Source organism: Bacillus sp. HMF5848, from assembly GCF_003944835.1.
Taxonomy (GTDB): Bacteria; Bacillota; Bacilli; order Bacillales; family HMF5848; genus HMF5848.
The window spans coordinates 612,526-638,524 of the sequence record NZ_RWIV01000001.1 but is presented as its reverse complement, the minus strand read 5'-3'; the positions used below and the strand labels follow the sequence as shown (position 1 = coordinate 638,524).

Annotated in this window: 23 protein-coding genes, 1 pseudogene and 1 other annotated feature; of the genes and pseudogenes, 11 read left to right on the top strand and 13 right to left on the bottom strand. The window is 38.8% G+C overall.

The features are described from left to right. Positions 1–16: 16 nt before the first annotated feature. On the top strand, positions 17–406 hold the full coding sequence (locus EJF36_RS03065) for a MerR family DNA-binding protein (RefSeq protein ID WP_125904957.1): 390 nt from the start codon (positions 17–19) through the stop codon (positions 404–406). A gap of 89 nt (positions 407–495) precedes the next feature. On the opposite strand, the gene tsaA is transcribed toward EJF36_RS03065, so the two are convergent. Together tsaA and EJF36_RS03055 are read right to left on the bottom strand one after the other, a co-directional pair. Continuing rightward, a complete protein-coding gene (tsaA, locus tag EJF36_RS03060; protein WP_125904956.1) occupies positions 496–954 on the bottom strand; it encodes a tRNA (N6-threonylcarbamoyladenosine(37)-N6)-methyltransferase TrmO in 459 nt (152 codons plus the stop codon). Positions 955–1,055: 101 nt separating this feature from the next. Further along, the gene (locus EJF36_RS03055; protein ID WP_125904955.1) at positions 1,056–2,171 is read right to left on the bottom strand and encodes an NAD(P)/FAD-dependent oxidoreductase; all 1,116 of its coding nucleotides are present in this window, start codon (positions 2,169–2,171) and stop codon (positions 1,056–1,058) included. Between the two features lie 116 nt (positions 2,172–2,287). On the opposite strand from EJF36_RS03055, the gene EJF36_RS03050 reads away from it, so the two are divergent. Then, positions 2,288–3,817, top strand: coding sequence for a vWA domain-containing protein (locus tag EJF36_RS03050; protein WP_125904954.1), 1,530 nt, complete (start codon positions 2,288–2,290; stop codon positions 3,815–3,817). A 60-nt stretch (positions 3,818–3,877) separates the two neighbouring features. Here EJF36_RS03050 and EJF36_RS03045 read toward each other — a convergent pair whose 3' ends face one another. Continuing rightward, the gene (locus EJF36_RS03045) at positions 3,878–5,287 is read right to left on the bottom strand and encodes a sensor histidine kinase (protein ID WP_125904953.1); all 1,410 of its coding nucleotides are present in this window, start codon (positions 5,285–5,287) and stop codon (positions 3,878–3,880) included. 212 nt (positions 5,288–5,499) lie between these two features. On the opposite strand from EJF36_RS03045, the pseudogene EJF36_RS22130 reads away from it, so the two are divergent. Beyond that, a pseudogene (locus tag EJF36_RS22130) lies at positions 5,500–6,636 on the top strand (HAMP domain-containing protein); the annotation flags it as partial. Next, positions 6,628–7,575: a methyl-accepting chemotaxis protein gene (locus EJF36_RS22125; protein ID WP_395940614.1), complete on the top strand. Its 948-nt coding sequence runs from the start codon at positions 6,628–6,630 to the stop codon at positions 7,573–7,575. The pseudogene EJF36_RS22130 and the gene EJF36_RS22125, both read left to right, overlap by 9 nt. Before the next feature lie 48 nt (positions 7,576–7,623). On the opposite strand, the gene EJF36_RS03035 is transcribed toward EJF36_RS22125, so the two are convergent. Both EJF36_RS03035 and gntK read right to left on the bottom strand, forming a co-directional pair. Continuing rightward, positions 7,624–8,148, bottom strand: coding sequence for a DUF6944 family repetitive protein (locus EJF36_RS03035; protein ID WP_125904951.1), 525 nt, complete (start codon positions 8,146–8,148; stop codon positions 7,624–7,626). A gap of 624 nt (positions 8,149–8,772) precedes the next feature. After that, entirely contained in the window at positions 8,773–10,317 is a 1,545-nt protein-coding gene (gene gntK / locus EJF36_RS03030) for a gluconokinase (RefSeq protein ID WP_125904950.1), read from the bottom strand. A gap of 159 nt (positions 10,318–10,476) precedes the next feature. Between gntK and EJF36_RS03025 the strand changes: the two genes are divergently transcribed. From EJF36_RS03025 to EJF36_RS03005, 5 genes are all read left to right on the top strand, one after another. Continuing rightward, positions 10,477–10,719: a hypothetical protein gene (locus EJF36_RS03025; protein WP_125904949.1), complete on the top strand. Its 243-nt coding sequence runs from the start codon at positions 10,477–10,479 to the stop codon at positions 10,717–10,719. Then, on the top strand, positions 10,716–11,858 hold the full coding sequence (locus tag EJF36_RS03020) for a GerAB/ArcD/ProY family transporter (protein ID WP_125904948.1): 1,143 nt from the start codon (positions 10,716–10,718) through the stop codon (positions 11,856–11,858). The genes EJF36_RS03025 and EJF36_RS03020 overlap by 4 nt, the downstream gene beginning before the upstream one ends. Then, positions 11,855–13,453: a spore germination protein gene (locus EJF36_RS03015; protein ID WP_125904947.1), complete on the top strand. Its 1,599-nt coding sequence runs from the start codon at positions 11,855–11,857 to the stop codon at positions 13,451–13,453. The genes EJF36_RS03020 and EJF36_RS03015 overlap by 4 nt, the downstream gene beginning before the upstream one ends. Beyond that, on the top strand, positions 13,450–14,673 hold the full coding sequence (locus tag EJF36_RS03010) for a Ger(x)C family spore germination protein (protein WP_125904946.1): 1,224 nt from the start codon (positions 13,450–13,452) through the stop codon (positions 14,671–14,673). Before EJF36_RS03015 ends, EJF36_RS03010 begins: the two co-directional genes overlap by 4 nt. Positions 14,674–14,793: 120 nt before the next feature. Then, positions 14,794–15,477 carry a DUF1287 domain-containing protein gene (locus tag EJF36_RS03005; protein WP_260471812.1) on the top strand — a complete coding sequence of 228 codons (684 nt, stop codon included), beginning with the start codon at positions 14,794–14,796 and terminating at the stop codon, positions 15,475–15,477. A gap of 76 nt (positions 15,478–15,553) precedes the next feature. Here EJF36_RS03005 and EJF36_RS03000 read toward each other — a convergent pair whose 3' ends face one another. Next, on the bottom strand, positions 15,554–15,850 hold the full coding sequence (locus EJF36_RS03000; protein ID WP_312028251.1) for an alpha-hydroxy-acid oxidizing protein: 297 nt from the start codon (positions 15,848–15,850) through the stop codon (positions 15,554–15,556). Between the two features lie 272 nt (positions 15,851–16,122). Here EJF36_RS03000 and EJF36_RS02995 point away from each other — a divergent pair, with 272 nt between their 5' ends. After that, positions 16,123–16,785: an NAD(P)H-dependent oxidoreductase gene (locus EJF36_RS02995; RefSeq protein WP_125904944.1), complete on the top strand. Its 663-nt coding sequence runs from the start codon at positions 16,123–16,125 to the stop codon at positions 16,783–16,785. Positions 16,786–16,855: 70 nt separating this feature from the next. Here the strand turns inward: EJF36_RS02995 and EJF36_RS02990 are convergent, their stop codons facing one another. From EJF36_RS02990 to EJF36_RS02960, 7 genes are all read right to left on the bottom strand, one after another. Beyond that, positions 16,856–17,686: an energy-coupling factor transporter transmembrane component T family protein gene (locus EJF36_RS02990; protein ID WP_125904943.1), complete on the bottom strand. Its 831-nt coding sequence runs from the start codon at positions 17,684–17,686 to the stop codon at positions 16,856–16,858. Continuing rightward, the gene (locus EJF36_RS02985) at positions 17,677–19,389 is read right to left on the bottom strand and encodes an ABC transporter ATP-binding protein (RefSeq protein ID WP_125904942.1); all 1,713 of its coding nucleotides are present in this window, start codon (positions 19,387–19,389) and stop codon (positions 17,677–17,679) included. Before EJF36_RS02985 ends, EJF36_RS02990 begins: the two co-directional genes overlap by 10 nt. A gap of 58 nt (positions 19,390–19,447) precedes the next feature. Beyond that, positions 19,448–20,017 carry an ECF-type riboflavin transporter substrate-binding protein gene (locus EJF36_RS02980; RefSeq protein ID WP_125904941.1) on the bottom strand — a complete coding sequence of 190 codons (570 nt, stop codon included), beginning with the start codon at positions 20,015–20,017 and terminating at the stop codon, positions 19,448–19,450. Between the two features lie 18 nt (positions 20,018–20,035). Next, a complete protein-coding gene (locus tag EJF36_RS02975) occupies positions 20,036–20,890 on the bottom strand; it encodes an SAM hydrolase/SAM-dependent halogenase family protein (RefSeq protein WP_125904940.1) in 855 nt (284 codons plus the stop codon). Between the two features lie 91 nt (positions 20,891–20,981). Next, positions 20,982–21,241, bottom strand: a binding site (T-box leader). 134 nt (positions 21,242–21,375) lie between these two features. Then, positions 21,376–21,993, bottom strand: coding sequence for a class F sortase (locus tag EJF36_RS02970; protein ID WP_125904939.1), 618 nt, complete (start codon positions 21,991–21,993; stop codon positions 21,376–21,378). A 13-nt stretch (positions 21,994–22,006) separates the two neighbouring features. Next, entirely contained in the window at positions 22,007–22,819 is an 813-nt protein-coding gene (locus EJF36_RS02965) for a DUF4397 domain-containing protein (protein ID WP_125904938.1), read from the bottom strand. A gap of 622 nt (positions 22,820–23,441) precedes the next feature. Further along, positions 23,442–24,962 carry a DHA2 family efflux MFS transporter permease subunit gene (locus tag EJF36_RS02960; RefSeq protein WP_125904937.1) on the bottom strand — a complete coding sequence of 507 codons (1,521 nt, stop codon included), beginning with the start codon at positions 24,960–24,962 and terminating at the stop codon, positions 23,442–23,444. A 193-nt stretch (positions 24,963–25,155) separates the two neighbouring features. On the opposite strand from EJF36_RS02960, the gene EJF36_RS02955 reads away from it, so the two are divergent. Further along, a complete protein-coding gene (locus EJF36_RS02955) occupies positions 25,156–25,998 on the top strand; it encodes a TetR/AcrR family transcriptional regulator (protein WP_125904936.1) in 843 nt (280 codons plus the stop codon). The last annotated feature ends 1 nt before the right edge of the window (position 25,999 follow it).

Here is a 25,999-nt window from a genome sequence, read left to right as displayed (position 1 = left end):
AGGAGAGTGCATTCCGATGTCAGCACATCAATTATTTTCCATAAGTGAGCTAGCTTCCATGTTTGATATTAGTTCGAGAACTATTCGTTATTACGAGGAAATCGGCATGCTCAAGTCAGAAGTGAGAGATAGTTTAACACAGCAACGTACATACACAAACGCAGAACGACGTCGATTGAAGCTCATTCTACGCGGAAAAAAACTTGGGTTTAGCCTTCAAGAGATTAAAGAAATGATTGAGCTTTACGAATCTAACCCGAAAGGAGAGGATGAGAAGAAAAGAATTATAGCTTTTGCTGACAGAAAACTAGCAGAAATCGAAGAACAAATTACACAGTTACAAATGCTACAGGCCGACATATTAGCACATAAAGAGAAATATATAAATGAAAAGGGTTCGGGCTAGTGATAGAAAACAACAACAAAAACCCTTTCTCATTCAGAGATAGGGTTTATTACGGCAGTATGGGGACGGTTCTCACGCTTCCGACTACACTAAAAATAATTCTCCATTAATCCCTTCATCCACCCTGGTACCTTAACATCTTCTCTAACATCAAATGCAGGGATATACGGCTTAATATCTAAAACAGGTGTCCCATCATTGGCATCTAAGCCTTTGACTACTATACGGTCAGCATCAATAGACATGACCTCCACAACCGAAACACCAATAGGATTCGGTCGATACTTTGTTCGTTGTGCAAAGCACCCTTTTTCTGCTAATTCTTCTATCCCTCTTGGTTTACGCTTCCATACTCCATCAAAGCTCTCACGAAAATCATCCATAAAAAATAACACGATTGCATGCGAATAGTCTGAAAGGCCTTCTAGACCTTCTATGTACGGCGTGTCAATATGAATCTCAGAAACGATATCTCCCCAGTTTTCATAACTCTTATCCTTAATACTTGTTTTAACTTTACCAATTGATACTAACGTTATATGCCCCAACCTTTCAACTCCTCTAGTATATAGTTTCTACATACTAGAGTATCATCTATAAGCGCCACGATGTGTGGCAGAGTTGTGAGCGATGTCTATCTTTTCCTGGCTTAATGTATCGCCCCTTCAACAGCATACATACTTGGATTTAATTGTGTTTGTTGCCCCATTACTAGTTTAGCAATCTCCGCCCCTAAGAATGGACCGCTAGTGAGGCCAGACGCACCTAACCCATTTGCTACATAAATTCCTTCCCAATCTGGCAACGCACCAAACACGGGTAAAAAACCAGGAGCTACCGGACGAAAGCCCACCTTTATATCAACGATTTCAGCATTCGATAATCCGGGAGCTATTTCTAGAGCTTTATGTAAAATCTCAGACACCCCACCTGCTGTCTTTCTCGCATCAAACCTAGCTTCATCCTCATGAGTAGCACCGATGACGACTCGTCCTCCGCCAAAGGCTAGCATGTATTGGTTATTTGGCGGCTGAACGACAGGCCATTCTTGTGTATCCACACCTTGTAGCTCTAAATGAATAATCTGTGCTTTTTGTGGTTTTATAGCAAATTGTACACCAAGTGATTGAATAACTTCTTGCCCCCATGCTCCTGCTGTCACAATAACTTGGTCAGCATGAAACTCTTGATTATTTACTTTCACCCCCACAACACGCTGTCTTGTAAAAAGCAAATTAGCATTCCCTGTAAAAAACTTAGCACCGTACTGTTGTGCCGCAAGTTTTAGTGACTCTCTCATTGCCTTTCCATTGACACGTGCGCCACCACTCACATAAACGGCACCATAATCTTCATGTATAGGCGGAAACAGTCTTTGCACTTCAGCCGATGATACTACATCAACATCTCCCATTTCTGGCGCCATATCTCTTCTTTTCATTGCTCGTTCCGCCATTGCTTCTAATTTTTCCTTGTCTTTATGCAGACTTATAGCCCCTACCTGTTTATAGCCCGTATCTGTTTGACCTACTTCTGCTAGTTCCTCCACTAACTGAGGATAGAAGCGAGCTCCCCCTTTGACTAGCTCATACCATGCCTTATTTCGGCGTTGCGAAAGCCAAGGACAAATAATACCTGCAGCCGCTTCCGTTGCTTGCCCCCTATCAAACCGATCAACTACTGTTACCTTAAAACCTGCTTTTGCAAGATGATACGCCGTTGACACTCCAACGATTCCCGCTCCCACAACAATGTATGTATTCATCACTACACCTCTACGCGTAATTTTGTATCTATTTTACAGGACATGTGGCTATCACTCAAATTTTGTAACATTCCTGTAATATAAAACGACTATGTAAAAAAGGGGGCATTTGAATTATGAAAAGCATCAGAAACAGTACCATCATTGTAATTCTATCTTTTACATTAGCGGCATGTGGGGGAAACCAGGAATCTAATTCCGAAGAACCACTACAGTCTAAGAAATCAATGGATACGGCCACAACAGAAGAAAGCATGGCTATGCCAGAGCCAGGTCGCCCTGCTCTTCCAAATGACGCTGAGTACGACGCCATGTATTTTGAGAATTACGGTACCAATCCTTTTATTGCTACAGAAGACGACCCTTTATCAACCTTTGCTATTGATGTGGATACAGGCTCGTATTCACTAGTTCGTCAATACATTGAACAAGGCTCATTACCACCGAAGGAAGCTGTACGTGTTGAAGAGTTTGTGAACTATTTTCCTATAGACATACAATCAACAAATGATGATACCTTTACAACTTTAATAGATTCTATTTCTTCACCATTTGGTGAGAACTATGATCTCGTCCGCATGACCGTTAAAGGGAAAGACATACCGATAGAAAGCCGAAAGCCTGCTAATTTAATATTCGTCGTAGATGTGTCTGGTTCCATGCAGGAAGGCAACAGACTTGAGCTTGTTAAAAAAAGCCTTCGCTTATTAACAAGTCAATTACAAGAAGGCGACACAATTGGTCTCGTAACATATGGATCATCAGCCCAAATCGAGTTTCCACCCACAACCGTGACAGAAAAAGATGAGATTTTCTCAGCGATAGACTCGTTACACCCTGGAGGATCTACTTACGCAGAAGAAGGCTTACAGCTTGGCTACAGTCTAGCTCGTGAATATCTTATTGATGGTGGCATTAATCGTGTCATACTTTGCTCAGATGGTGTTGCCAATGTCGGAAAAACAAGTGCTGATGGTATTTTAAAGACAGTGGCCCAATATGCTGAGGAGGATATTACACTTAGTGCTTTTGGCTTTGGCATGGGCAATTACAACGATGTATTAATGGAACAACTCGCTGATAAAGGTAACGGGAATTATGCCTACATTGATTCCTTCTCCGAAGCTAGACGTATTTTTACAGAAGCATTGACAGGAACACTTCAGACCATTGCCAATGATGTTAAAATTCAGGTTGAGTTTAACCCTGCCTTCGTGGATAGATATCGATTACTTGGCTATGAAAATCGTGATGTGCGAGATGAAGATTTCCGAAATGATGAGGCAGATGGTGGAGAAGTAGGCGCTGGTCATACCGTGACAGCTTTGTATGAGGTTCGAGTCAAACAACCTACTGAGGGACCTATCGGCACAATGCATATCCGCTGGAATCATGTAGAAGACAATGATGTAGAAGAACGCTCCCTACCCATTGAATTAAAACAACATAAGACTGATGAAACCTTGTTTCTCGCTGCTGTCGCTGAATTTGCCGAAATAATGCGTGACAGCTATTGGGCGAAAGAAAGTAGTTTAAAGGATGTTCTTGCATTATTAGAGACAGTAAACCTAGATGATGAGGAAAAGTTGAAGTTTGTTGGATTAGTTAAAAACACGATTGCCATTGAAGAAAGCTTATATCAATAAAACCCTGATACTTATTATAAATTAAAAATACCGGCTGCTCCTATGAGTGCCGGTATTTTTTTAAAAATGAGGAATGGTAAGTTGAAAGTGCGTACCAGTGTCATCGCTTTTTACAACACGAATATCGCCGCGGTGCTCAAACATTACTTTTTTACAAAACGCTAACCCTAATCCCATTCCTGTTTCTTTCGTCGATGAGAATGGACTAAATAACTGCTCCCAGTTCATCTCCTCAATTCCATGCCCACTATCAATTATATCAACGATTACCTTGTCATGATTCACATCAATCTGAATCGTAATAGTTCGTTTGTCTCTATCCTGCGCAATAGCTTCACTACTATTTTTTATTAAATTAATAAACACTTGCTGGACATATGCTTCATTTATATATGCTTTAACATGCTTAGATTTTTCAATAAAAGTTACTTGTATATCTTTAGGATTGGTAAACTCAGATGATAAGTTCATAGATTGCCGTATCACTTTATTCAAATCTACTACTTTCAATTTAAACCCACTGTCTTTTATGTATTCAGAGTAATTATTAATTAAACTTTCTAGTTGACTTACCGCCGCCTCTACTTTTTGAAGTCGGTCATCTACACTCTTCTCAAGCGTTTTAGTCTCTGCTATAAGTTTATGGTAGCCTTTAATAATACAAGTGATATTTTTTAGTTCGTGCATTAAACTAGCGACTAAGTTCCCCGTGTAATCCATTTTTTTTTGACGTTCCATTAATTCATTGTAACGCAATGATAACTGTGAATTCATATTTACGAACGCATAAATAATAATAGCTGAATATACAATAACTCCTGCATTACTAATAATGTAGCCGGTATTTGGTAAAAAGTTCAGCAATCCTGTCATGAATAACACTAAAGAATACAGAGAGAACTTTTTCATAAATTGCTGCAAATGTTGGTTATAGATATTCCGCGCAGCAATACGTACAAGAAGAAGGCTGAAAACTATCATGCTAATATGTATTGAGTATAGAAAGGATAACGGTCCGTACTCTGGAAAAAAATATGATGCAGATGATGTATTGATTTCATATATATCCTTGATCCCGTAAGGCGTCCAATTAACAATGTAGACTATTATACTCCATGCAAGAACAAGAGCGATTCCTTTCCTATTTACAACTGCACGAAACAGTTTATAAATAAACGTCTTATTTGCTGGTATCGGGTTGTTTCTCACGGCAAGGTGCGCCATATATAGAACTAAAGGAACAGAAAAGGTTGGACCTATTCTAAACAATTTAAACAAAGTTAGAATAGAATCTTTTGGTAAAATTTCCCCCATGTATAATACAGCAAGATCAATTTGCCAAAATGTAATTAAAAGCATATATATAAATAACGGAACAGTAAGTTGATTTCCTTTATATAATTGTAATAATCCTATCCCTAGCACAAGAGGGATAAGTCCAATCATGAGAATTAACACAGATACGAGCAATACGGACACCGCCTGATTACATACTTTTACCTTTATATTACAAAACAAGCTAATTTTATACTACAAATTTCGCAAAACAATGCTAATGTGCTACAAAATTCTCGCGAAATATGTCGAAATAGGAACGAAACCCTATGTAATTAGTACTTATATTGATGTTAAAATTTTTATAGACATTGAAATTATATATTAGAAGGGTATGTATAGGACACATGAAAAAGACAAACAAGAAGACTGGCTCTATTTCGAAAAAATTAATTATGTGGTTTTTAATGTTAAGTATAATACCCCTATTAGCATCGAGTAGCATTGCTATTTGGCAAAGCTCGATTGCCCTACAGAATCAAGCTGAGGACAAGCTTATAGCTGTGCGTGACATTAAAAAAATTCAAGTTGAACATTATTTCCAATCCATTGAAAACCAACTAGTTGCTTTAGCAACTACACCTAGCGTTACAGAAGGATTAAGTCAATTTAATAATGTCCCTAACAATACAGGTACTGACTTCCAAGCATTTGACAGACAATTCGGCGACTCATTAATCACTTTTACAGAACAAAATGGATTCTATGACTTATTTTTAATTAATAAAAATGGACAAATCGTGTATACAGCAATGAAGGAAAATGATTTTGGGACTAATTTAATATCCGGTCCTTATAAGGATAGTAATCTTGCAGATGCGTTTCGTAAAACAATAGAATCAAACTTAACTACCATTGTCGACTACGAGGCATATGAACCGTCAGGTGGGATACCATCGTCTTTCATAACGGCTCCTATCGTTTCAGATGGCACGACCATTGGTGCGGTTGGGTTGCAAATTTCTGATAATGAAATTAACAAGATTATGCAAGAACGCTCTGGTCTAGGTGAATCGGGTGAGACATATTTAGTAGCTGACGATTATTTCATGCGATCTGATTCACGTTTCATTGAAGAGAAAACATTAGGTGTGAAGGAGATTCGCACAGATGCTGTCACACAAGCGATTGAAGGTCAAACGAATGTAGAATTAATTAAGGATTATCGAGGCGTGAATGTTTACAGTGCCTACACACCACTTTCCATCAATGGTTTAAATTGGGCCCTAATAGCAGAGATTGATCAACAAGAAGTGCAAAAGTCCGTCATAGGATTAGCTACATTCATCCTTATTTTTGCTGTAGGAATAACAGTTATTGTTGGAGTAGTTGCATTCTTCATCTCAAGAAGAATTAGCAAACCAATTAAAATACTTGCAGAAAAAGCAGAACACATTGCTGATGGAGATTTAACAGGAATAGTAGAGTTCAAAACAAATGACGAAATCGAAACGTTGGGCAATAGCTTTAATAAAATGGTTAGTAATCTACGCGAGCTTATTCAGTCATCATCCTCTATTGCTTCTACGGTTGAGGAAACAAGTGACACGTTGAAAGACATGATTGAGCAAACCTCTCAATCTATTGAGCAAGTATCCGCTGCCGTTGAACAAATTGCCGCTGGAGCGAATGACCAGGCTAAACAAGCTGGCGATGGCGTCGAATATGGCGACATTCTTCACCAAGGTGTTACCAACCTAAAAGCAGCTGCTGATAATATGCAACAACAAGCCATTACGATGAAGACGCACAATGAGCGTGGAGTAGAAACGGTAACAAGTCTTGTTTCTAAACAAAAGCAAAGTGAACAATCTATCAATAATATTCAACAAAACATTCAAAGCTTATCTCATCGCGTAGATAGTATTCAGTCGTTAACAACTCTTATCACAGATATTGCTGAGCAAACAAATTTATTAGCTCTAAATGCTTCCATTGAGGCAGCACGTGCCGGTGAACACGGCAAAGGCTTCGCTGTAGTGGCAACAGAGGTTCGTAAGCTAGCAGAACAATCCCACAAAGCCGCAGCTGATGTTCGAACAGTCATTACAGAAATCACGTCAGATATGGAATCATCTGTTCAAGCCGCTCAAACGGCAATGGAAAGCTTCAACGTACAAAGTGCTGCAGGCCATGATACAGCTACTATCTTTGAAGAGCTGAACGATGCCACTATGAAAACAGTATCACAAATCGAGAACGTGTATGAAAGTTTAGCTACTCTTGATACTTCTAAAAATGATGTTATTTCTTCACTTAGTAACATTAGTAGCGTTACAGAAGAAACAACCGCTTCCGTTGAAGAAGTATCTGCTTCTATGGAGGAACAAACGGCTTCTATGCAGGAGATTAATGCGAGTATGTCGAGTTTATTTAATAAAGCTTTGGAATTAAAAAGTGCGATTCAACGGTTTAAAATATAACATAGGTGCCTGTCACTTCTGTTTTGTAAGCGGAAGGTGACAGGCTCTTCATTTGTTCTGCGATAAAGCACTCAGTATTGCACCAATAGCTTGAATCCAGCTACCAATGGCATTAAGATTGTCTCCATCTTTATTTTTCAATTTAAGCTTTGCTGCTATAGCCTGCAAAGTATTACCAACAACTTGAAGTAGATTCCCCTCAATATTTAATAATGTATCTACAGACCGATCTTCACGTAGTTCATCTACAATTACTAATGAGCTACCCAACGCTTGAAGTAAGTCCCCTTGAATAGTGAGTTTTAATTTGGTCTGTTTCCTAACATTTAAAATATAGGATCCTACTATGATAGAGTTCCCTATTGCCTGGACTTCATTTCCGATTCTTTCAAGGCCTTGTTCACTATCAGCTTGTAATGCATCTCCTGTCGCTTGTAGTACATTCCCCACTAAGTCTAAGTCTTGAAGTATCTTTGCATCAATGTTTAATGATGGCGTACTACCAATGGCCGAGAGAGTAGTCCCTACTGCCTGTATCCATGCCCCCCATGTTGCTTTTTGCTTATTACACATCTGGACCGCTTCCCTTTTGTAGAGCATTGTCCTTAACAGCATATTCAAACTTGGTTTGTCTGCTACAGGGACAAAATAGGCATGGGCTCATGCAAATTCAATTTCTAGAAGCATGGGGGAAAGATGAGAAATTGCACGTTCGCGTGATATGCTCTGTTTCGGACCGGAAAAATGCGCGTAAGTGTCGAAATTGCACGTTCACATGTCGAGATTGCATGTTCGCGTGTCGAGATTGCATGTTCGCGAGTTATGCTGCGTTTCGGACCGGAGAAATGCGCGCTCGTGTGTCGAAATTGCGCGTTCACATGTCGAAAATGCGCGTTCACATGTCGAGAATGCTCGTTCAAGAGGAACGCTGCGTTTCGGACCGGAGAAATTGCGCGCTCGTGTGTCGAAATTGCGCGTTCACATGTCGAAAATGCGCGTTCACATGTCGAGAATGCGCGTTCAACAGAAACGCTGCGTAATATTGATCAAATTTTTTTCGGAGCGAACCAAACGAAAGCAACAAAAAGTATTACTAACGATAAACAGCTACCATTGCATTGCATTGTATCGCAACGCATAGATAAAAAAACATAGTAAAAGCCTGTCACTTTTATAAAGTGACAGGCTCATGACGATCTATTGAATCCATTTTTGCTGAAAGCTTGCAATCTGTTCATATTGATCTTGTAATTGTGCAGAAACATTTATATAGATTGGAATAAGCTCTTGATATACTTTTACATGTTCGTCAATGGGGATATGACTATTAGTTGTGCCAATAAAGGCTGACGCTTCTTTCAGTGAAGGAATGTCTCCTACCGCATACATACCGAGGATTACAGCACCTAGACAAGAGCTTTCAAAGCTTTCTGGTACTTGTACCTCTTGATTAAAAATATCCGCTACCATTTGACGCCATAATTTGGACCGAGCAAAGCCCCCTGTTGCCAGCAGCTTTGTTGGAGTACCGATATAAGCCTGCAATGTGTTCCTAACATGGTATAAATTTAGAACGACCCCTTCGAAAACAGCACGAATCATATGCTCTTTGTTATGATGTAAGCCTAGGCCAAAAAAGGTGCCTCTTGCATTTGCATCCCATAAAGGCGCGCGTTCACCAGATAAGTATGGTAAAAATAATAGTCCATCTGAACCAGGTGCAATTTGTAATGCCAAATCGCTTAATACATCATAAGGGTCCTGGTTAGTAGAACAAACCGCCTTCTCCACTTCTGCATTAGCGAATTGTTCACGTACCCAGCGGAGTATGATTCCTCCATTATTAACTGGCCCACCAATTACCCAATGCTTGTCGGTTAATGCATAGCAAAAAAAACGCCCCTCCGGATCAGTTATCGGCTCATCTACTACTGCTCGGATTGCGCCGCTCGTTCCTATCGTCATGGCCACGACACCTTTATCAATAGCATTCATTCCAACATTCGATAAAACTCCGTCGCTTGCACCAATGATAAAGGGTGTTGTAGAAAGAAAATCCATGTAATTTGCATACTCCCGTTTCATACCTGTCAAACTATATGTAGTAGATACAATATCCGAAAGCTGCTTCTTCGTTATCCCAGCTATTCTTAAAGCCTCATCATCCCAATCCAAACTATTAAGATTGAACATTCCTGTCGCAGACGCAATTGAATAATCAACTACAAACTTATTAAACAACTTATAAAATACAAATTCTTTAATAGATATAAATTTGTATGTACACTCAAAAATGTCAGGCTGTTCGTAACGTAACCAAGTAATTTTGGACAATGGAGACATTGGATGTATTGGCGTACCTGTACGACGATAAATATCATGACCGTTCATTTCCGTTTTTATTTTTTCAGACCACGGTGCACTCCTGCTATCTGCCCACGTTATAGAGTTTGTCAATGGTTGTCCATCTTTATTAACAGCCATCACACTGTGCATCGCTGAGCTAAAGGATATAAATGCTAGTTGTTCTTTTTTTACTGCACTCTTACAAATAGCTGCTTTTATAGCTTTAATAACAGCATTAAAAATGAGATTTGGGTCTTGTTCCGCTATTAATGGAGTAGGAGTAAGTAAAGGATACTCACAATAATGGCTACTCACAACCTTCCCAGACTGAGAGAATAAAACCGCTTTTGTACTTGTTGTGCCAATGTCCACCCCTAAATAATACGTACCTTGCAATGCTACTCCTACTTTCTAAATTTATTTTACATTATCTTATTTCATTCTATAAAAGCACGCCCCCTCCTGCATATATCAAATTTAATATCCATTTCTCCCTTTTACAATTCTTACGATCTGGCAATACTGATTATCAACGCTTTTGCGGGAGGACAATTCATGGTAACCTTAGCATTTTTTATGACATTCACAGCCTTAGTATTATTAGCAGGTACCATTGACGCATATTTGTTTAAAATTTCTTTTATGGAGGCCTTTTCTTATCTGCTCCGTTTACAAGTTGGAACTAGAAAGTGGATGGTTGTTGCTGGGCTAGTAATTGGCCTTTTATCCTGCTTCGTAATAGATTTTCGATTAGCTAAACAAAAGAAGCTAAAAAAGCTAGGTGGGAGTTCCGGATGAAGCCACTCACTGAAAAGTTGTCATTGTGGCAGACGATTGTACTTATCTACATTTTCGAAGCAGGGAGCGCCATTGTTATTGGGGTTGGTGGCGATGCGAAGCAGGATGCATGGATCGCAATCTTTATAGCTACTCTTATCGGTGTGGGTATCATTCTTTTCTTTTCATATTTACTAAGTAAGTTACCTGGTAAGAACTTATTTGAGATCTTTGAAATATGCTTTGGAAAATGGATAGGAAAAGCTATTACCATACTTTATATTGTATATTTCTTTTATATCGCAGCACGTGTAATACGAGATTTTGGTGAATTAACTGTTTCCGCTATTTTAACGCATACACCAATAGAATTTCTCATTATTGTGATGATGATTGTTATTATCTATATTGTTTACCTTGGCATAGAGGTACTCGGCCGCACAGCAGAAGTCTTTATTCCTTATTTACTGTTTTTTGTTCTTTTCATTAGTGTTTCCATTGTTTTTACAGGTGAATTTTCATTTGACAGAATCAAACCAATATTACCAGAAGGTGTAGGGCCCATCATAAAAGCGATATTCCCTCAGCTTATAACCTTTCCTTTTGGTGAGCTTATAGTTTTTATGCTTTTACTGCCTTACGTAACTAAGCAAAAGGAAGCACGGTGGGCGAGTGCCATCGGAGTTGCCATTGGTGGATTTGTTTTAGTGCTTTCTACATTCACTGAAATTGCAACACTAGGTCCGGTTATTAGAGAGCGCTCAAACTTTCCCTTATTATCTGCAGCACGTGAAATTTCATTATTAAATTTTATTGAGCGTGTTGATCTCGTCATTGTTTTTATCGTAATGTTTGCCATTGTTGTGAAGGTTTCCATATTTTTCTACGGAGGGTTAAAAGGACTTGAGGTTGTATTTAATAAACCGTATCGTGTGTTTGCTCTCCCCATGGGTATGATTGTCGCTTATTTCTCTATCGTCATCAGTGCTAGTTATACTGAGCATATTGAAGAGGGGCTGAAGTTTGTTCCATTTTACCTTCATCTTCCTATGCAGTTTGGTATTCCCCTTTTGCTTTTGCCGTTTGTCATTTGGCATAGCAAAAAAGGAAAACGACCTGTTGACAAACAAGATACAAAAAAGGAGTCCACATCAACATGAACATTTTCCAGCAAATGCTTTCTTCCTTCAACCAAAAACAAAAAAAAGATACGACAAGTGAAGAGCTCATTCCTAATATTGTTGGAAATAAGAATTTGTCTGAAAAGTTGTCTGAAAATACAACAATCATAGAAGAGACATTTGGAAACACAGTTGATTTTTCCTCTGAAAAAATAAGAGTTGGTAACCAAGAAGGCACTATCTTTTATTTAGGCAGTATGATCGCTAAGAAACAATTAACTGACCATCTTGTCTTGCCACTATCAAAAGCAACCCTACATGATATAGAAGTAGTATCAGAGACTGACTTAGAGGCGTTACGGCTCAAGCTTTTTTCTGGTATATCACATAATTATGTCACGAAATTACACGAGGTTGTTTGGCAAATGCTAAGTGGGTTTGTCGTTATGATTGTTGACAACTGCCAAACAGCGTTATCAATAGAAATAGGAGATATTGAGTATCGATCCATTGTAGAACCGAGCACCCAAACCATTTTAAGGGGACCTAAAGATGGTTTTACAGAATCAATTCAAACAAACATAAGTCTTATACGACGGCGCATAAAAAATCCTAGGCTACAGTTTGAAGAGTATGTTGTAGGAAAGGATTCTCGAACAACAGTTACATTGTCATATGTGGATGGCATTGTAAATCAAGATATTTTAAATGAATTACGAACCCGTATAAGAAAAATAAAAGTAACAGGTATTTATGATTCTGGTAACATTGAGGAATACATCCAAGATAAGAGCTTTACTCCGTTCCCACTTATTTTTAATACGGAACGGCCCGACACTACAGCAGCAAATCTTTTAGAAGGAAAAATAGTTATATTAGTAGACGGTAGTCCCTTTGTATTAACATTGCCTGCTGTACTGCCAGATTTTCTCGAGTCAGCAGAAGACTATTACCAACCATTCTTTATGGGTAGCTTTTTAAGGCTCATTCGTTACTTAGCATTTATGTTGTCATTACTACTACCATCGTTGTATGTAGCAATCACAACTTTTCATCATGAGCTGATGCCAACGCAACTTTTAATTAGTGTACAGGCTCAACGTGAAGGTGTCCCTTTTCCCGCTGTCGTAGAAGTATTAATAATGGAAATAACGTTTGAAGTTTTACGTGAAGCTGGGATAAGAATGCCACGTGCCGTTGGTCAAACGGTTTCTATTGTAGGTGCATTAGTCATTGGACAAGCAGCTGTTGAGGCGGGGCTTGTCTCAAACGTACTAGTTATTATCGTTGCCCTTACAGCAATAGCAAGCTTTGTATCTCCTATCTATAATTTTTCAATATCAACACGGCTGTTACGGTTTTTATTTATTTTTGCAGCCTCAATTTTAGGTCTTTACGGTGTGCTTTTATTATTAATTGTCATGGTAGTGCATTTAGTAAGCTTACGGTCTTTTGGTGTACCATACTTAGCACCCGTTGCGCCCTTTATAATTGAAAGCCAGAAAGATGTAATGATACGGTTCCCAATCTGGGCAAATAAAGAACGACCAAAGTATTTGCAACCAGAAGCACCATTGAAGGTAGAAAATCAACCTCCTCCTTCGCCCCCTAAGCAAGAGGATGATTCATCATGATTTACAAGCTGTTGTTTCTGCTCATGAGTTGTCTAGTTTTAACAGGCTGCTGGGATAAAGTTGAGCTTAACGATATCACACTTGCTACAGGGATTGCCATAGAAAAAGGGGAGAAAGCAAAATACAAGCTCACGGTCGAATCACTCAATAGCCCTGAGTTAACAAAGGATGCTACTGGGAATACACCAGCTACAACATTTTCTGTAGAAGGAAACTCAGTAAGTGAATTAGCAGATAAAATGAACGTAGGATTAACTCGCAGGCTGATCTACTCTCATACCCGTTTATTAGTGATTGATGAAGCGTTGGCGTCTGAGGGATTGTTAAGCTTTCTTGATTTTCTTGAACGAAGCGGCGAATTTCGAAACGATTTCAATATTATGATTGTTAAAGATGCAAAAGCATCTGATGTTTTAAAAGTCACGTATCCCTTTCAAAAGAGCCCTAGCTTAAAAATACACACGCAGGCTGACACGATGTTACATGAATGGGGTGGTGATCCCAAAGTTCGATTGACAGACTTTATTGAAGCTATCATTTCAGATGGTAAGGAGCCTATCGCAGCAGCAATAACCATTCAAGGAGACCCTAAAAAAGGGCAATCTATCGAAAACAACCAAAAGCTTGACCTAGATGCATTAGTCGTGTTTTATGGATCAGCCGTATTTCATAATGATACATTTGTTGGGTATCTGAATCTGGAAGACACAAGAAATTACTTATGGACACAGGATTTATATCATACATCTTTATCTGTACCGTGCAACAAATCTAAGGAGAATCCGCTTTTTATTGATGTACGTGTATTACATTCTTCTTCAAGACAAGAGGTTGAATATAAGCATGAACGACCTTATATAAAAGTAAGAATTGTTAGCGAGGCTAGACTTCAAGGCGTGCAGTGTGGTGATGATATTACCAAAATCGATACTATAAAAAAATATGAACGTTTCACTGAAGATTATATAAAATCAGAAATTGCACGTACGATTAGAAAAGTGCAAGAAGAATATGGGGTTGATATTTTCGGCTTTGGAGAGACGATGAATCGGCAACACTACGATGAGTTTCAAAAGGTAAAGGAAACTTGGAATGAAGAATTTAAACGCGCTGAAATTGAAGTCGAAGTAGATATGTACTTACGCCGTTCAGGTATACGTAATAGAAGTTTTATTACAGACTTAAATGAGCTAAAAGAAAAGCAGCAAGAAGACGAGTGATCTAAGAGAAGTTTTAGTACTTCTCTTTTTTTATGTCCTGCCTAGTAATTACTATTCACAAACACTGTTAGGAATAATTGGTGTATAATGGAAATACAAGTGTTTGTGAGGTGTTTATTGTTGATTAAAAAATTCATAGTACTAGTCTTTGTTTTAGTCACTGTATTTGTTTTATTTTATCGAAATGGGATAGCTTTAGATTCTCTTGGATTTCATTTTGAAAATCCATTTAAAAGTGCTATTGATGTTCCTGTCGCTTATTCACAAGTTGATAGTAATAATAATGGGGTTGCTGATCCTATAGATATTGTAGTTGCCGCGCGACAAGAGGTGAAGCAACGCACAAAATACGAAAGCAATTATTATGCAGGGGGATACCCACCTGAAAATGAAGGTGTGTGTACCGATGTTATTTGGCGTGGACTTTTAGGTGCTGATATATATTTAAAGGACCTTATGGATGAGGATATAAAACAGAACATTAATGTGTATCCTCGTGTGAATGGCAAGCCCGATCCTAACATTGATTTTCGTCGCGTTCCCAATCAATACGTATTTCTTGAACGGTTCACATCCTCGCTCACAACTGAACTGATACCATATGATATTGATAATTTAATAGAATGGCAGCCTGGGGATATTGTGGTGTTTTTAGATGGCTACCATCATATTGCCATCGTATCAGATAAGCGTGCAAAAGACGGTACACCGTATGTCATTCATAACAATCCACCGTTTGCGGCTGAAGTAAAGCTTACATCAATGACGACACCTATCGCAGGACATTATCGTTGGGAGTACTAGTAACGAGAGAAGCATTTGGTGCTAGACGCAGATTGTCATGACAAAAAAGTGCTAACCGCTCAGGTTAGCACTTTTTCTATTCATTATATATTTTTCTCAATTGCTCTCTATCTAGCTCCGTCACAGACCTTTTGCCGGCTAGAGCCATTGTCAAATCAAAATCAGCAAGTAAGTTACGAAACACCTGCTTCACGCCTTCTTCTCCTGCTAATGCAAGACCATACATATACGGTCGCCCTACTAAAACGGCACTAGCGCCTAAAGCCATCGCTTTGACAATGTCTGAGCCTCTACGGATTCCACTATCCCCTTTTGGATTTTTTGAAAGTGGATTCAATAACTTGATTATATGCGTATGAAAAAATATGGTCAAATAAAATTCAGTATTTTCAAATTATATCTGAGTGTTATCCTCGTGATAGCAAATACTATCATGTTGATATCATGTTGCCGATACATGCTAGCAAATCATTTGAGTGTAACTTTTTCGTGTTTGACTACAAAAGATCTTAGACTACAAGTCAATTCTTTAGGTATGGGTGCAAATATCATAGGTTTGCGTGTTTCCCTCCCCTACCTAAAATTGTTTGCAGTAGGTTTACGTTATATTTAAAATAGAACTAGACTGATTGAGGAGTGATAGTCATGGATAAAAAACAAGAAATACTTGACGCTTTTTATTTTAGACACGCTACGAAAGAATTTGACCCTACTAAAAAAATCTCTGATGAAGATTTTCGATTCATCTTAGAGACTGGTCGATTGTCTCCAAGCTCATTTGGCACGGAGCCATGGCGCTTTGTTGTTGTACAAAGCGATATACTGCGCGAAAAAATAAAGCACACGGCGTGGGGAGCGTTTGGCAAGTTACCTGCGGCAAGTCACTTTATCATTTTATTAGCAAGAACTAAATTAGATACAAAATACGATTCTGATTACTTACAGAACCATTTCCGTCATGTTAAACAGCATCCACAAGACTTTATGGAAAACTACCTTGCACGAATCGAAGAATTTCAGAAAACCGATTTTAACTTACTCGAAAATGACCGTGCCATATTTGATTGGGCATCAAAACAGACATACATAGCATTAGGCAACATGATGACAGCTGCCGCACAAATCGGTATTGATTCCTGCCCTATTGAGGGCTTCAACATACAACAAATGAATTCTCTTCTAGAAGAGGAAGGCTTGTTAGAGGACGGCCACTTTGGTATTTCTGTTATGGTTGCCTTTGGCTACCGAGCACAGGAGCAAAAACCGAAAACTCGCAGACCATATGAAGATGTTGTGAAGTGGGTATAGCTTAGCTTTTAAAAAATGCGTTGAGCAAATACTGATTGGACCACCTTAACAACTAGGGTGGTCCTGTTCATTATACAAACGGATTATAAAACCGACTGCCATCATAAAACGTAACTACTAATGAAATAACAAGCAAACTAGCAATAAGCAATATTGCGATAAAATCTAATCGCTGAAACTGCTTAGCACTATACCACGTTCGTTTTTTATGTTTACCAAAGCCTCGTAAATCCATGACATTACTAATTCCTTCAATACGATCTAGACTTGATAATATTAAAGGTAAAATAATCGCTGCTGCGTTTTTCACACGAGTAGGCAACTTCTCTTTATGTGACATATCAAGACCACGCGCTTGCTGAGCTAGGGCTATATTCCGATAGTCCCGTTGAATATCCGGTATGTAGCGGAGCGCAATGGCTACTGAAAAAGCCACGCGATAGCTAACTCCTATTCTATTAAGTGACGAGGCAAATTCACTAGGATGTGTTGTAACTAGAAACAGTAGCGCCGCTGGAATAACCGTTACATACTTCAGTGTAATGTTCGTTTGGTAAAATATTTGTTCCCACGTTACGTTGTATCTCCCAACGAACTCCCACAATACGTGCTCTGTGCCATAAATCTTCACACCTTCCTGTGGTGAAAATAAGTAGATGGCAATATTATTTATGAATAAAAAAATTAGTATGAAGGCTAAAACAAATCCAATTTCACGTATCTTAATCTTTGAAATAACAAAGATAGTAAGACTGACAAGAAAGAGTGCCACTAAAATCCGAGTATCATATGTTAACATAGCTGCAAATGTCCACATAATAAAACATAAAAGCTTTGTGGCTCCGGTTAGTCGATGTACAGGTGAATTTCTATCAATATACGATAGCATTTCTACTGCCATGATCGCCCCACCACCTTATCATATGATATGAACCGTTGCACAAATTCTATCTCGTTTTTTATCCCGGCTCTCTCAGCCAATGCAAACAACGATGTTTCTTTTAAATTAGCTTGGTCAATTATCGTTTGATTGTGTAAAATATTCACAGATAATTCATCGGCAACCTTTCGCCCATCTGCCATGACAATAGCACGAGGTGTATATTCAAGCATTAAATGCATATCATGTGTAATCATGATAATTGTAATGCCTTGTTTATTTAACTCTACTAAAAACTCCATAATATCCGTATAGTGACGGAAATCCTGCCCCGCAGTAGGTTCATCCAAAATAAGCACACTTGGTTGCAACACTAAAATAGATGCAATAGTTACTCTCTTTTTTTGTCCAAAGCTTAATGCTGAAATAGGCCAATTTCGAAACGGCAATAAACCACAGATTCGTAATGTTTCTTCCACACGTTCTTTTATCTCAGAAGCCGGGACTCCCCGAACAAGTAGTCCTAGTGCCACTTCATCAAAAATCATGTGCTTTGATATCATATGATTTGGGTTTTGCATGACAAGTCCGATTTGCATCGCACGTTCTTTTATAGTGTCTTTCGATGCATTATGCCCATTTATAAAAATGTCACCTGAATCAGGTTTTTCAAAACCGCATATGAGTTTTGTTAAGGTTGTTTTCCCTGCACCATTTTTACCAACAATACTGACCATCTCTCCTTTTTGAATAGAAAAGGAGACATTCTGTAATATTTTTCGAGTAGATTGATAACTAAAATCAATATTTTTTAGTTGTAAAACAGGTTGAGTTAACGGCTTAGAATTAGGGGATGTAGCCGCTTCAAACCACTTTACAAGCTTATTTTTACATGAGTCTATTTGAAGCGTATCAATATGTTGTGGCTTCATTTGCGGAGTAATGCCACAATCAGCATATTTTAACGCCCTGACATATAATGGCTCACGTACGTTACATTGCTGAAGCACATCTGTTGAGAGGATTTCAGCAGGGGCTCCGTCACTTACAATTCGACCATCGTCTACTACTATGATGCGGTCGATGTGACGATATAACACATCTTCCAATCTATGCTCAATAATGACCACTGTTTTCTGTAAATCTTTATGTATTCTATCAATTAAATCTATGGCATGCTTTCCTGTCGCAGGGTCTAAATTAGCAAGCGGCTCATCAAATAACAAAATGTCCACATCATCAACCATCACTCCACCTAGTGCTACTCTTTGTTTTTGCCCACCAGATAAATGATGTAGCGACTGACTCATATACGAATCCATGTCTACCATCTTTGCCACGTCTTTTGCACGCTGTTGCATCTCTTGTTGCGGGGTACAATCATTTTCTAACGAAAAAGCAATGTCTTCTCCAACAGTCAACCCAATAAACTGTCCATCAGGATCTTGTAAGACCGTTCCTACTATTTTTGACAGACTAAATATATCCGCTTGCTTCGTTTCTTTTCCCATGACTTTCAGACTTCCGGTCATATCACCTCTATATGAAAAAGGAACTAATCCATTTATACAATGGCCAATTGTACTTTTTCCAGAGCCTGAAGGGCCAACAATCACGACTTTTTCTCCCTCATAGATTGTTAAATTAATATTATGAAGAGTCGGTTGGGCTTGACTGCGATATTTAAAAGTAAAATTATTAAATTCAATAACTGCCTTTTTCATTCAAATCCCTACAATCTTAATGAGAGGGTCTGGTCCAATCGACCAGCCCTCTTTCTATTTATTTACTTATAGTTTCTTCTTTTTCTAAACTTCCACTCTTTGTACGTGTTTTTGCATAAGCCACTAATAAAATAGTACCTAGCACGCCCACTGTTACAATATTCGCTACACCTGCTACAATTCCTTGTACATACACTTTATTAGCAGGCTCTGCGTAAATCAGGATATCTAGTGTTGGTGCAATTAAGAACCACCCTACTGCTTGCACGATAGCTTGTGAGATATTAAATGCAATGATTTGTTTGACGCCAAATTCACCATCTTGAATATTTACCTTGCGTGTAGCTAAGCCAATTAGTAACCCTACAATCCCTGATACAACAACCCAGCTCCACCATGGTGATCCATAAAAGATCGCATCCTTTAAAGCATGACCAATTAGCCCGATTAATCCTCCTGCTACAGGTCCGAATACAACCGCCATAAGTGCTAAAAATGCATATGTCGTTTCAATCGTTGTATTAGGAATACCTGATGGGATAGAAGCAAAGCGTCCTAAAATTACAAACACAGCTGTACCAATACCTATTGCTACTATTGTTTTTGTTGATAGTGTGTTTTTTGCCATGTGTTCCACTCTCCATTCTTATGTAAGCTTTTTATTTACTTTTTGTAATGTTAAACTCCAATTGGTGCCTGCTTCGACCCGATACGCTTTAGCAAACGAACCTTGATTAATAGCCACACCTAAATTATCTAATGAATTGACATATAGAAGTGGTTCCCCCACTAAACTGTCCGCAAAAGACCTACCGAACGTCATAATATTTTTATATACTTGACGTGTTCCGTTATCAATCGTTACCTCTAATCGATCACCATATTCAATGTACATTTCCTTTAATAGATTACGATGAATATTAGTCCACAAATTCCCGAAACGAACATCTAAAATTTCGATGATACCAGTTATGCTATTATTTGATCTTGTTGGCTTTGATAGCGGCAACTCAACGATTGTATCTAAAGTTGCGGGTGGCCCAATGTCTTCAAATGCAATAGTGCCAGAAGCAAGGCGAGCACCTGTAAAAGCATAAATATCTCTGCCATGAAATGTGTAGGATTCTCCGGAGTTAGGTAGCCTGTTTTTCGTCTCATCTAGAAGACGAACCTCAGCTATGCCACTAAATTCTTTTACATGAGTCAACGTCCCATTGTCTGGTGTAATGATGTACTTATTATCCGCTGTTCTAACAACTATGCTTCTTCTCTCTGAACCAACACCTGGATCTACTACAGATACAAATACTGTACCTTCTGGCCAATACGATACTGTCTGTAAAAGTCTATACGATGCTTCCCATATGTTATATGGGGGAATATCATGAGTTAAATCAAAAATACGAATGGATGAATCAACCGAATTTGCTACTCCATACATAGCACTAACAGCACCATCACTAATTCCAAAATCCGTTTGCAGCACAAGCGCATGTCTCATTTATACTCCTCCGTTCATAGATTTTCCAGCTGAAGGTTAGAAGCCATCACCTCTTTTCTTTACAAAAATAAAAACACCATGCCCCCATGTTTATAAGGACGTGGTGTTAAACACGTGGTACCACCTTACTTCACTACCTTAGGTAGCCTTAGTAAATGATGAGCAACTGCTCTACCATTGTCGTTTTATAACGAGAACGCTACCCGTCGCACCCTACTGATATCTAAATTGATACGTTCAGAATACGAAGCTCAGAGACCATCATTCAGATCAACATTTTTGCTTCTTTTCAGCTACCGAAGCTCTCTTTGAAAAACGAACTGATCTTACTTTTCTCATCACGGCTTTATTTATTATAAAATTACGACAATATTTAGCCCTATAATACAGTACAGCACAACAGATTTCAATATGATATCTGGTATTTTTGTAAAAAAAAGGTGACTATTTCATCCGATATTGTCGGACTAACAGTCACCTTTCCTTTACTTTAATTCTGCCGTAACTACTAATCTTTCTAAATGCGTGTTCGTTTTCCGATCATAAAACCCTGTGCACGTAATTAAATTTAACTGCTGCTTAGGAGTATACCCAAATATATGTGAAATGGGAGCCTGATCATACGGATACGCTTTTTTCTCAGTGACTACAAAGCGTAATGGTGTACTATCATGCTCACCATATAACAGTATTTCGTCTCCCGGCTTTAATTTTTTTAAATGAAAGAACACAGCTGGCCCTTTGTAGCTATCTACATGACCAACGATGACAGCATTCCCATAAGCCCCAGGCTTTGCACCCGGCTCAAACCACCCCGTAATATCCGTTTCTTCCGGCACGTCAACCGCTCCATCCTCTAACAAACCAACAGACGATACGCTTGCATCTACTTGTATAGATGGTATGACAATCCGCTCCGGTACGATGCCAGTTGGTATGTGGACGACTGTTGGTTCTTTTGGGGCTGTCGTTGTCTGTTTAACTTCCTTTATATGTTGCTTTGACGGTTGCTGTGGCTGTTCTTGTTTCGTTTCTAGTTTGATAGGTTCAGAAACTGTCATGTTATCAGAAGCTTGACATGACATTAATACAGCCAAGCTCATAAATGCAATATACTTAACGCGAAACTGCTTTTGTTTTACGAAAGAATACAAGTGTACCAGCCGCACCAATCATAATAGCTGCAAACACCCAAAGCATTGTGTAATCCTGTGAGGCACCCCCAAAGCCTGTCGCTGGCATTTCAGTTGGCACTGCCTGATGCGCTGGATCAGCTAAAGGTAAAACGGTTAAAGCCGGCTCTCCACCTGCAAAACCTACTGCAAGAACAGTATAAAGTGTGTCAGCCTTTAATTCTGTACCTGGTAAAGAAAGAACAACATCCTCTGTACCTGCCACACGAACTTCTAGATCAAGCGTTGCTGGATCAAGCTCAAGATAATTTGTCACACTCTTGAATGGTGCATTTGCAAACACCACATCCCCACCTGTTACTGCTACGTCAACAGCAGGAGCATCTGGAGATAAATGCGCTACGCGAATTTTTGTTTTTCCAGCTGTCGTCATTGTTTCATCATTCATAACAAGTAGTTCTAAATTAGCCACCGTGTTTACCGCTGCAACAGTATACGCTTTACCTGCTTCCACAGCTAATGTTTGCGTAAGTACAGGTGAACCGTCTGCTACTGTTCCTGCCACAAACAATTGAACCTCATGTTCACCAGCTGGTAACATCAAATAACCTGTTGCCGCTTGGAACCCTGCATTTTCAACTACCGTTTCACCATTCACGACAATATCCACAGCTGGTGCATCCGGAGACGCATGAACAATTCGCACCTTAGCCTCTTCATGATGCGCTCCAAACACACTCGTTGTAAACATTCCGAACAACATAACAAATACTAATAGTGACGCCAAACGCTTCATTCTCTCCATCTCCTTTGTAAAATATGTAGTAGGTCATCATTTTCACATCGTTGTACATTAGTTATACAAATACTAAACACAACCTACACCATAGTTATACAATAACCAAATATTGGAGGTCAATTGATATGCGTTTACAATGTGCTGATATTAGAAAACAGGATTTGTACGAGGTCAAAGGGGGGCGGGGAACTCGCTAGAGACTTCTCCTAGAGTTTTGGATAGGAAATGGAAAAATAAAAATATATATCGGGTTCACAAAGTAGAACATTGTCGAACTATGACGGTCCCTGGTACCGCCATAGTTCGACGTTTTTCGCATCCTTGATATGACTGGGTTTTAAACATCACTTAAATTGAGCGTACCACGTACCGACAACCCGCGACTTTTTTCGACATAATTTGACGCAACATCTCATCCTCAAACACGCTCATGTATACACACTCACACATAATTCGCCAATCCTATATAGAATACATAGCAACAAATACGGCTCAATAGACAAAACCTGAACAAAGACTAGCATACACACCCTTTTAAACAAAAAAAGCTCGTCCCCCCTTCCGTCTCCGTTATGGTCGACGGTGTACAAGGAGAAACAAGCACCTTTCATATATCAATTTAGTTAGCTAGCTTTGGTTTGAACTCTTGTTTATCTGACACAATCTCTTCAATGTCTTCAGCCTGTCTGGCACGCTTCATGAAGAATGCTAACACCAATGCGACACTCGCGATACCAGTCGCAACTAGGAATGCAAAATTAATACCTTCAAGCATAGCTTGTGCCATAAGTTGTTGTTGCATCTCTGCCAAAGCTGCTTCAGATGGCTGTGTCGATAAGCCTGCCTCAGCAATTAAATTCTTCGCGACTGTTTCAGTTCGCGTAGACATGATCGTAACAAGTAAAGCCGTCCCAATCGCACCTGACACTTGATTCAATGTATTGTTCATCGCGGTACCATGCGGGTAAAAACGTGTTGGTAATTGATTTAATCCATTCGTTGACACAGGCATCATGACCATGGACATACCAAACATACGGACAGAGTTTAACACAATTAGAAACATGTATGACGTTTCAAATGTTAATTGACTAAACGTATACGTTGTAGCAACTGTAATAGTCAAACCGGTTATAGACAGTATACGTCCGCCAAACTTGTCAAACAATCTCCCTGTAATAGGTGACATGAATGCCATCACAATCGCACCAGGAAGCATTAGTAACCCTGCATCTAAAGGCGAAATACCGCGTAACGTTTGGACATAAATCGGAATCAATAGCATACCGGAAAATAAAGCCATGTTTACAACCATCGTAATGGAAGATGACAAGGTAAACATTGGATACTTAAAGACTTTAAAATTAAGCATAGGACGTTCTAATTTTGCTTGGCGCTGAATAAAGACAAATAATGATATAACACCCACTACGATTGTTGCATATACATGCGGGCTATCCCATCCTTTACTACCTGCCGAGCTAAATCCGTACAGTAAACCACCGAATCCTACACTCGATAATACAACTGATAAGGAATCAAGGTGAAGAATTACTTTTTCTTTTTTATCCTTTAAAAAGAAAAACCCTAACAATAACACTGTTGCCGCAATAGGTGTGACAAAGTGGAATAACATTCTCCAATCGTAATGCTCAATAATCCAACCTGATAAAGTTGGGCCGATGGCTGGTGCAAACATAATAATTAATCCGAACACACCCATCGCTGCTCCTCTTTTTTCAATTGGGAAGCTGATAAGCAATACATTCATTAACAATGGCATCATAATAGCCGTTCCAGAAGCCTGCACCATTCGTCCTGCTAGCAATATAGGAAAAATATGGGCTGCCCCAGCAATTACAGTTCCGACTGTAAATAACCCCATTGCAACTAAAAACAGATGTCGTACTGAATATTTTTCGATTAAATAGGCGGTTGTTGGAATTAAAATCCCGTTTACTAACATAAACCCCGTCGTGAGCCACTGAACTGTTGACGGTCCCACCTGCAAATCCTTCATAATGGATGGTAATGCTATATTCAATAATGTATTATTTAAAAATGCAATAAACGCTCCGACCATTAAAACAGCTAAAATGCCATAAGGTGGGCGGTCATTTTGCGATGTCTTTCGACCCATAGTGATTCCTCCTATTTTTATACACGCAGTTCATAAAATTGAACTATCATTACACATAGACAATATCATATACCAACGGTACAATGAATGCAATTGGTAATTATTAAAATACATAAAACGTTTGTTATACCAACAAAAACCTTGTATTATACTGATTATACTAATAGTACAAATTCCCGAATTAGGTGATTATATGAACGATAGAAAAACACATGTGATTAAATACGCTCATCAATTATTTGTTGAAAAAGGCTTCCAAGCTACTTCTATACAAGACATCCTTGACCATAGTGGCATCTCAAAAGGGACCTTCTACAACTATTTCTCCTCTAAAAACGAACTGTTAATGGCCGTTTTTACAATGCTCTATACTAATATGGAACAGAAAAGAAACGAAATTCTAATAGGGCAGGATGCAGCAAACATAGATATCTTTAGCAAACAAATTGAACTGCAAATCAAAATAAACAGAACAAATAAGCTACTTCTTTTATTCGAGGAAGTCATTGTTTCACACGATGAGGAATTAAAGCAGTTCATAAAACGCGGTCATTTAAGAATGCTAGACTGGCTGTACAATCGATTTGTTGAAATATTTGGAGATAATAAAAAACCATATCTTTATGATTGCGCCATTATGTTTATTGGCATTCTGCATCAAAATCTTAAGTACTATGAAATGATTTATGGACCATACGAAGACCTTAGACCTGTAGTAGCTTACAGCGTTAATCGAATAGCTAACATTGTAGAGGAGGTTTCGGAGAAAGATGAAATACTCCTACAATATGAAGATTTAAGAGACTTTATGCCCTCAACTAAAAACGACAATCATGACGAAATCATCCGTTGTATTACCTCCTTAAAAAAGAAGGCAGCAAACGACATAAAAAGCAATGAATTACTCGAGTTTATCGAAGAAGAGTTATCACACAATAAACAACCTCGTAAATACGTACTTGAAAGTGCATTAACATCATTAAAAGGACTGGACATAGACGTCAGTGAGCTTGTTGCCCTTATTCAAAAAAGCTGAT